The organism is Rhodoplanes elegans (assembly GCF_016653355.1).
In the GTDB taxonomy this organism is placed as follows: domain Bacteria; phylum Pseudomonadota; class Alphaproteobacteria; order Rhizobiales; family Xanthobacteraceae; genus Rhodoplanes; species Rhodoplanes elegans.
Genome location: NZ_NHSK01000096.1, coordinates 1 through 8,629, shown reverse-complemented (window position 1 = coordinate 8,629; position 8,629 = coordinate 1). Strand labels below are relative to the sequence as shown.

Below are 8,629 nucleotides of genomic sequence, written 5' to 3'. Positions count from 1 at the left end.
GGTTCGATGGAACGACGGGCGGGGCACCATGCTCACCCACGGCCTGACCTGGCCCAGGGGCTCCCGGGCTCCCGCCCGTCACCGCGGCCCGCAGACTACGCGAGTCGCGACAATCAGAGTTACAAGGGGGCGCTTCCGTATCCACGAGACGCCCCCTCACCCGGACTCCGCGCCGAGGCGCGAAGTCCGACCTCTCCCCGCGCGCGGGGAGAGGTGAGACCGGTCCCGGAGCCCGCGGATGCGTCGCCTCTATCACAAGATCTACCTGACCATGGTCGGCGCCCTGGTGCTCCTGGTGCTGGTCGCCGGCGCGGTCGGGCGGCCCCGGTTTCCGTTACGGTCCGGGCGGCCCGGCCTGGGTGATCGAGCTGCCGGACGCGCGGGTTCTCGTGGCCCGCCCGCCGCCGCGCCACCGCAGCCCGCTCGTCCCGCTGATGGTGGCGCTCACCCTGATCGCCGTCGTCGTCGCGGTCGCCGCCTTTCCGATCGTGCGCAGCCTGACGCGGCGGCTGGAGACCCTGCAGGCCGGCGTCGAGACTCTCGGGGCCGGCCATCTCGCGGCGCGCGTGCCGGTCGAGGGGCGCGACGAGGTCGCCCGCCTCGCCGAGAGCTTCAACCGCGCCGCCGGGCGCATCGAGGAGCTGGTCGGGGCGCACCGCCTGCTGCTCGCCAACGCCTCGCACGAGCTGCGCACGCCGCTCGCGCGCATCCGGCTCGGCGTCGAGCTGATGAAGACGCGGCCCGATCCGCGCCACTCGGACAATCTCGAGCGCGACATCGCCGAGCTCGACGGGCTGATCGACGAGATCCTGCTGGCGAGCCGGCTCGACGCCATCGGGGCGCCGCAGGCGGCCGAGGAGGTCGACCTGCTGGCCCTCGCGGCGGAGGAGTGCGCCCGCTACGACTGCACGCTCGACGGCGCCCCGGTGACCCTCACGGGCGATCCGCGCCTGCTGCGGCGGATGATCCGCAACCTTTTGGAGAACGCCGAGCGCCACGGCGCACCGCCCGTGGAGGTCTCCTTGGCGACCGAGGCCGGCAGGGCCGTGCTCACCGTCGCCGACGGCGGACCCGGCGTGCCTTTCGAGCAGCGCGAGGAGGTGTTCACGCCGTTCTTCCGGCTCGCCGGCGATTCGCGCGGCGCCGGGCTCGGCCTGTCGCTGGTGCGGCAGATCGCCCGCCTGCACGGCGGCGACGCGACGGTCGCACCGCAGGGCGAATCCCGCAGCGGATTCAGGGTGGTGCTGCCGCTCGCGCGGGCCTGATCCGGGCCGTCCCGGCGGGCTTGCATGGCGGCGGCGAACGTGGTCGTAGTCGGGCGTTCCCGAGCCGGCCCGAGGCGCCGCAGGACCTCGCCCATGCCCAGCCTGTTCCGATTCCTGTTCGTCGTCGGCCTGATCGGCGGCCTGATCTACGGCGGCATGCTGGCGCTCACGCTGTTCGTCGACGTAAAGCCGCGCGAGATCAGTGTCGCGGTGCCGCCGGACCGCTTCGTCAAGCCGCAGCGCTGACGGATGGGCCGCCCGCCGAAGGCCTTCGGCACGGCCGCCACGCGGCGCACCGCCGCCGCGCCGGTCGCGCCGCCGCCGCGCAAGGATTCGTCCACGGCCGTGGCGAAGCCCGCGACCAAGGCCGCGACGAAGAAGCCGCCAGCCGTAAAACCCGCCCCCGCGAAGCCGAAGCGCGGCCGCCCGAAGGCGCCGCGTGTGCAAAAGGCGGACCGCCATGTCGACCTGTTCCTCGACATGATCGCGGCCGAGCGCGGCGCCGGCAAGAACACGCTCGACGCCTATGCGCGCGACCTCGCCGACGTATCGGAGCGTCTGCAGGCGGTCGGCCGCAGCGTGCTCGACGCCCGCACCGAGGATTTTCGCGCGTATCTGGCGGGGCTGACGGCACGCGGCTTCAAGGCCACGTCGGTGGCGAGAAAGCTCTCCGCGGTGCGCCAGCTCTGCCGCTTCCTCTATGCCGAGGGCCATCGCAAGGACGACCCGACCGCCATGATCGAAGGCCCGCGGCGCGGCCGGTCGCTGCCGAAAATCCTGTCGGTCGCCGAGGTCGACCGGCTGATCGAGACCGCGCGGGCGCTCGCGGCGCGCACCGAGCAGAGCGAGGGCGAGAGGCTGCGCGCGCTGCGGATGATCTGCCTGCTCGAGGTGCTCTACGCCACCGGCCTGCGCGTCTCCGAGCTGATCGCGCTGCCGGCCGCCGCGGCGCGGCGCGACGAGCGCATGCTGGTGGTGCGCGGCAAGGGATCGAAGGAGCGCATGGTGATCCTCAACGGCGCCGCCCGCGACGCGATGAAGACATGGCTCGCGGCGCTCGCCGAGGCCGGCCGCTTCGAGGGCAGCCGCTGGCTGTTCCCGTCGTTCAGCGAGACCGGCCATCTCACGCGGCAGCACGCGGCCCGCGAGCTGAAGGACCTCGCGATCGCGGCGGGGCTGCGCCCCGACAAGGTGTCGCCGCACGTGCTGCGCCACGCCTTCGCCAGCCACCTGCTGCAGAACGGGGCGGATCTCCGCTCGGTCCAGATGCTCCTCGGCCACGCCGACATCTCTACCACCCAGATCTACACGCACGTGCTGGAAGAGCGCCTCAAAAGCCTGGTCCGCGACCTGCACCCGCTGGCGGACGAGGGATAGCCGCGCGACGCGCTCGTAGGATGGGTGGAGCCGAAGGCGATACCCATCGCCGGATCGGTGCCGCGGAGGATGGGGGTCGCTGTCGCTCCACCCATCCTATGGCCAGCCGTCCTTTCTCCCGCGACGCGCGTTTCGCGCCCGGGCTTTGCCCATGACCCGTGCCCTCGGCCCAAGAAACCGAGGGGAGCGGAGCGCCGAGAGGCGCGTCCGTAGTGTGCGCCTTCGCGAGGAAGGCGCGGCGCGCATCGCGGCGAACGATGCGCGACGCCTGTCGGCGCTCCGCTGGTGGCGTCTCTGCGGTCTCGGGCTCGTAATCGCGGGCGTCGCAACCACGACGGCGGCGGTCCGGCGTCGCGCTCTGCGGACGCTCCGGGTCCCAAGGGGTGTCGAAGACCCTATTGCCCGGCGGCGCACTCCCGAGCCGCCCGGGAGCCCGGCGGACGAGGCCGGACGCGCGGGCGCCACATGCGCCGGCGGGTTGACCCGTTTGCCCCGGCGCCCGGCTTTTCCGGCGGGTCCGACCCGCCCTTGGTGCGCTTTTGCGAGCCCCGGTGCCCCGGAGCACGAAAACCGCACGTCGCCGGCCTGCCCCATCGCCCGACGTCACCGGTCGACGCCCCTCGACGGGCAGGACGAGGCCGTGTGTAGCGGCGGATAGGAATAAAGTCAAGATGTGGTCGGGAGGCCGCAGGCCGCCGCAACTCAAGGTGAGCGCAGCGCGTGCCGTAGGCGCACGATTCTCGTAGGATCGGTGGAGCCGAAGACGAAACCCATCGCCGGCGCAGTGCCTTAGATGATGGGTATCTGTCGCCCAACTCGCTCAAGGGATCATTGCTTGACGATCCGCTTAAGGGAAGACTCGGCAATCGCATTCGGGGAACCGGCCGTTTCTTTGGTGTCCCCGTCACGGGTTTCTGCGCTGAATATTAGATTGCTACGAAGAGTTGCTGATGTGGTGACCATGTGCCTTTTCCCGCCATAGACGGTGGCACGTTCGAGGAAATAGCGTTTGAAATGTTGGTTCGCCAGAGATTCGGGTGTCTCGCTCACGATCAAGGCGTCCTCGACAAGCCTAGTTGCGGTGTCGAACGACGAGAAGAGATTGACGTCAAGCGGACGAAACAGCGCCTCGGTGTTAGTCAGATTCCCAGAATAGAGGATCATCTCGATCTCGTTCTTCTTAAGATAGACGTTCATGCCCTCGACGGAGTCGAAGGAGGCCTCTCCTGGTCCAGGTGAGACTTTTGGGTCGATCGGATGCCCATTTGGAACGAAGACGACGTGTAGTCCCCGCTCACGAGCGAATGCGAGTAGGGGCGCGATGTTCCGTTCGATGTTGTCCTGAACGCGATCGAACCACCCTTCCGGCGTTTCTCGAGTTTTTGGTGGCTCACCCATTGGATTAATTATGACCAATGCCGTCTTCTTATTCCTAAACGAGGCGCCGAAACTCGTGTCGGTCCGCGCTTTTCGGAGTTGGGAGTACCCTAGCCGATTGACCGGCAGGGCCGAAGTTATGGTACCGAATGCCTTTGCGACGTCCTTCAGAGTTGTCGAGGAGTAAATCATTTCGATTCCATCGAGCGCGAACTCATATCCCCAATATGAGGCTGTCGTTGCATCCTTGACAAGAATCAGATCGAAGCGGGCTGATCGCCTGGAAATATTGGTTATGCTGTTTGATCTCGAAAATAGCAGGCACTCTTCAGCAGAGAATCCGGCCAACAGAATAGTGTCGATTTCAATGCTCTTTCTATCGAAATAATCATCGATAGTCTCTCCATTGGTTAGGACGCCGTCCGTCTCGGGAATAGGCAATATCCGCGGATTTATGCGATATCCTGGTAACTCTAGGCCTTCGTGAGGGTCGTGTACGACAAATATCCCATTCTGGCGGGCGAAGTGCACCAGCGTGGCAGCATTGTCCAGCTCTGGTGCGGGATCTATTCTGTCTCCCCAGAAGTCAATAACCAGAATAGCTGTTCGCTTTGGATCGATATGTTTCTTCAAGCTGTAGGTAAGGCCGTTACTTTGTCGTTTATAAACGGTGAGGGCTGTTTCGGCCGACAGAGGAGTGATTGCCGTATCGCTTTGCACGAGATTGACTAAGGCCCTTCGGCCTTGTCGGGTCAGTGTCACTGTTCCCGATGACGAATCGTAGGACCACTCCACTTCGAGCGAATCGGCGGTTTCTGCGAGCGGAATATATGCTTCGCCATCTACGAGAATGGCGGGCAGCTCAGTGTACTTCGAATGTTCTCTTTCCACCATCTCGTCATTGAATTGAAATCGGATCCTTCGTTTATCGCTTAGCAGAAAGAGCGAGCGATAATCGCTGGTCGATCGAAAGTCGCCCATGAACGTCTCAGCAAACAGCCTGGATGGTACGAATACGTGGCCGTCCCTTACGACGCCTTTCGATTCGACCATTATGTCTGCAGTAGCAAGCTGTTGTGTGAGGATGAGCAGAGCGAAAGTAGTAGCGTATCGCCAAGTCAATCGGGATACAAAATCCATGACATCCCCACGCGGGCTCGGAGTTGGCGGAAGAACTAATAACCATTCGCCGCGTGTGGTGCGGTCGAGATGCACGCTAAAATATGAGCAGGATTCCATCAACTTGGGATTGAAGTCTAGATAGCTTGTATTGATAAGGATAGACCGTGAAGATTAGCCGCTGATGATTCCTCTCCGTCATGGCCGCGCTCGTCGCGGCCATCCACGTCTTTCGACGGGGCGGCGGCGTCGGCGTGGATGGCCGGGACGGGCCCGGCCGGACGGGCGGCGGGCGTTCGTGGCGGGCGACGGGTCGGCGAGACTGCGCGGCGGGTGGTGGAACGGCCTTCCCGCGTAGGGTATTCTTTCGCGCCCAGGCGCTATCGGGAGTGTACCAGTGAACCGGCAGGACGTGCTCGACATCTTGCGCCGGAACCGGGATGCGCTCCGGGCGCGGGGCGTCGTGCACGCCGCGCTGTTCGGGTCGGTGGCGCGGGGCGAGGAGGTGCCGGGCAGCGACATCGACATCGTCATCGACCTGGCGCCCGACCTCGCCATGGACGTCTATCAATATGTCGGCCTGACGAGCTACATCGAAGACTTGTTCCCGGCGCCGGTCGACGTCGTCGATCGGGAGATGATCAAGCCGATCATTCGCGACAACGTCGTTCGAGACTCGATCTATGCCTTCTAAGTCTCCGCTCCTCGCGCTGACGGGGATCGCGACGAACATCGCGTTGGCGCGCTCCTTCGTCGAAGACCTGTCGTTCGAAGCGTTCAGGGCCGACCAGAAGACCGTGTACGCGGTGATCCGCTGCCTCGAAATCATCTCGGAAGCGTCGCGACGCCTGCCGCCGGACGTGATCGCGCGTCATCCGAACATTCCCTGGGTGCAGATCGCCCGCGCCGGCAACATCTATCGCCACGAATACAAGGACGTTCACGAGAGAATGGTCTGGGCGACCGTCCAGAACTCGCTCGAGCCCCTGCGGATCGTGGTCGACCAGGAGCTCGCGCGCCTGTCGGGCCAGGAGCCTTGACCACCGGCACGCCGGGGGCGGTCTCCCGCGGTCTTGACTTCCGCCGTCCATTGGGCGTCTTGTGCCGCGCCGCCACCCCCGGGCGGAGGTGCCTTTCCCGTTCCCGCAATCGCCCGAATTCGTAGCCGCAATGCGCAGTTATCTCGATTTCGAAAAGCCCGTCGCCGAGCTCGAGGCCAAGATCGAGGAGCTGCGCGCCCTGGAGCAGCCGGCCGGCGCGGTGGAGATCGGCGAAGAGGTCGCCCGCCTGGAGGCGAAGGCCGCCGAGGCGCTCAAGGCGCTCTATTCCAACCTCACCCCGTGGAACAAGACCCAGGTGGCGCGCCATCCGCAGCGGCCGCACTGCCTCGACTACATCAACGGCCTGATCGCCGACTTCACGCCGCTCGCCGGCGACCGCACCTTCGGCGAGGACGAGGCGATCGTCGGCGGCTTCGGCCGCTTCCGCGGCGACAGCGTCTGCGTCATCGGCCAGGAGAAGGGCTCCTCGACCGAGAGCCGGCTCAAGCGCAATTTCGGCATGGCGATGCCGGAGGGCTACCGCAAGGCGGTGCGCCTGATGGAGATGGCCGACCATTTCGACATCCCGGTGATCACCCTGGTCGACACCGCCGGCGCCTATCCGGGCATCGGTGCCGAGGAGCGCGGCCAGGCCGAGGCGATCGCTCGCTCCACGGCCGCCTGCCTGGCGCTGAAGGTCCCGAACGTCGCCGTTATCCTCGGCGAGGGCGGCTCGGGCGGCGCCATCGCGATCGCCACGGCCAACAAGGTGCTGATGCTGGAGCACGCCATCTACAGCGTGATCTCGCCGGAGGGCGCCGCCTCGATCCTGTGGCGCGACGCCGGCAAGGCCCAGGAGGCGGCGACCGGCATGAAGATCACGGCCGACGACCTCCTCAAGTTCGGCGTGATCGACGCGGTGATCCGCGAGCCGATGGGCGGGGCGCACCGCGACTGGGCGGCCGCCATCAACGCCACCGGCGACGCCATCGCGACCGCCTTCGACGGCCTGCGCGACCTCGGCCCCGAGGCGATCCGCCAGCACCGCCGCGACAAGTTTCTGGCGATCGGCCGCACGCTGGCGTGACGGGCGGCGTTTTCGCACGACAATCCAGCACCATCCGGGCCGCGTTAACGGTCCGGAAACCATACCGGCGGACAGTCCTCGCAAGACCCCCGTACACCCCTGATTCACCATGCCGGCGCGGGCGGGTGCGGGGTCCGGTACCGTTGCCTTGCTAAAACCACATCTCGACGCTAACCCGGCGTTAAGGGAATGGGACGAGGGGGAGTGCCGTTTGAACCGTCATTCGGCGTGGGTCCGGACGCTCCTGGCGTCGGCGGGGGTCGCGGCTGCGATCGCGCTGGCCGGGTGCCAGACCGACGGGATCTCGCAGATCCCGAGCAAGGCGATGCAGCCGCTGTCGCGCGAGATGGTGGCGACGCTCGAAAAGAAGAACATGCCGGTCGATTCCCCGATCCTGGTTCGGATCTTCAAGGAGGAATCGGAGCTCGAGGTCTGGAAGCAGGACTCGTCCGGCCAGTACGCCCACCTCAAAACCTACCCGATCTGCCGCTGGTCGGGTGAGCTCGGCCCCAAGGTCAAGCAGGGCGACCGCCAGGCCCCCGAGGGCTTCTACGCGATCGGCCCCGGCCAGATGAACCCGAACTCGAGCTTCCACCTCGCGTTCAATCTCGGCTTCCCCAACGCCTACGACCGCGCCCACGAGCGCACCGGCGCCTTCCTGATGGTGCACGGCGACTGCTCGTCCTCGGGTTGCTACGCGATGACCGACGAGCAGATCACCGAGATCTACGGGCTCGGCCGCGAGGCCTTCCTCGGGGGGCAGAAGTCCTTCCAGGTGCAGGCCTATCCGTTCCGCATGACGGCCCTCAACATGGCCCGCCACCGGACCAGCCCGCACATGGCGTTCTGGCGGATGCTCAAGGAGGGCAACGACCACTTCGAGGCGACCCGCCAGGAGCCGAAGATCGACGTCTGCGAGAAGCGCTACGTCTTCAACGCGACGCCGACGGCGGGCGGCTTCAGCCCGGCGGCGCGCTGCCCGGTCTACCAGGTGCCGGACGACGTCGTCGCGGCGGTCCGGCAGAAGCAGGACGCCGACGAGCGCCAGTTCGCCCATTACGTCGCCCAGGGGGTGCAGACCGCGGCGGTGCGCACCGGCAGTGACGGCGGCATGCATCCGACCTTCCTGGCCAAGGTGAACACCAACGAGACCTACGTGTCGAACGGCCGCAAGGTCGCCAGCCTGCCGCCGCAGAGCCCGGGCGGCAAGGCGACGCTGGTCTATCTGCCGAACGCACCGACCGCGGCGACCGCGATGGCGTCGGCCGACACCGACACGACCTCGGGCGTCGGCGCCCGGGTCGCCTCGGCCGACGGCGACGGCGCCATCGGGACGTTCGGCAAGTGGCTCGGCCTCGGCAAGA

The 8,629-nt window shown here is 66.5% G+C and carries 8 protein-coding genes; 7 read left to right on the top strand and 1 reads right to left on the bottom strand.

Translation table 11 applies throughout. The features are described 5' to 3' along the window. The first annotated feature begins 389 nt into the window (after window positions 1–389). The 3 genes from CCR97_RS12810 to CCR97_RS12800 all read left to right on the top strand — a co-directional run bounded on the left by CCR97_RS12810 (window position 390) and on the right by CCR97_RS12800 (window position 2,642). On the top strand, window positions 390–1,265 hold the full coding sequence (locus CCR97_RS12810; RefSeq protein ID WP_201159540.1) for an ATP-binding protein: 876 nt from the start codon (window positions 390–392) through the stop codon (window positions 1,263–1,265). Between the two features lie 93 nt (window positions 1,266–1,358). After that, a complete protein-coding gene (locus CCR97_RS12805; RefSeq protein ID WP_111358340.1) occupies window positions 1,359–1,511 on the top strand; it encodes a histidine kinase in 153 nt (50 codons plus the stop codon). A 3-nt stretch (window positions 1,512–1,514) separates the two neighbouring features. Then, window positions 1,515–2,642 (top strand): site-specific tyrosine recombinase XerD, encoded by a 1,128-nt coding sequence (locus tag CCR97_RS12800; protein ID WP_201159539.1) that lies wholly within the window; start codon window positions 1,515–1,517, stop codon window positions 2,640–2,642. A gap of 828 nt (window positions 2,643–3,470) precedes the next feature. Here CCR97_RS12800 and CCR97_RS12795 read toward each other — a convergent pair. Further along, complete coding sequence (locus CCR97_RS12795; protein ID WP_420826072.1) at window positions 3,471–5,072, bottom strand: stalk domain-containing protein; 1,602 nt, start codon at window positions 5,070–5,072, stop codon at window positions 3,471–3,473. A gap of 463 nt (window positions 5,073–5,535) precedes the next feature. Here CCR97_RS12795 and CCR97_RS12790 point away from each other — a divergent pair, with 463 nt between their 5' ends. The 4 genes from CCR97_RS12790 to CCR97_RS12775 all read left to right on the top strand — a co-directional run. Then, window positions 5,536–5,832 (top strand): nucleotidyltransferase family protein, encoded by a 297-nt coding sequence (locus tag CCR97_RS12790; protein ID WP_111359451.1) that lies wholly within the window; start codon window positions 5,536–5,538, stop codon window positions 5,830–5,832. Next, window positions 5,822–6,178 (top strand): HepT-like ribonuclease domain-containing protein, encoded by a 357-nt coding sequence (locus CCR97_RS12785; RefSeq protein WP_111359452.1) that lies wholly within the window; start codon window positions 5,822–5,824, stop codon window positions 6,176–6,178. Before CCR97_RS12790 ends, CCR97_RS12785 begins: the two co-directional genes overlap by 11 nt. Before the next feature lie 130 nt (window positions 6,179–6,308). Continuing rightward, window positions 6,309–7,265 carry an acetyl-CoA carboxylase carboxyltransferase subunit alpha gene (locus CCR97_RS12780; protein WP_111359453.1) on the top strand — a complete coding sequence of 319 codons (957 nt, stop codon included), beginning with the start codon at window positions 6,309–6,311 and terminating at the stop codon, window positions 7,263–7,265. A 211-nt stretch (window positions 7,266–7,476) separates the two neighbouring features. Beyond that, the coding region (locus tag CCR97_RS12775; RefSeq protein WP_201159538.1) for a L,D-transpeptidase family protein at window positions 7,477–8,629 on the top strand (1,153 nt) is incomplete at its 3' end.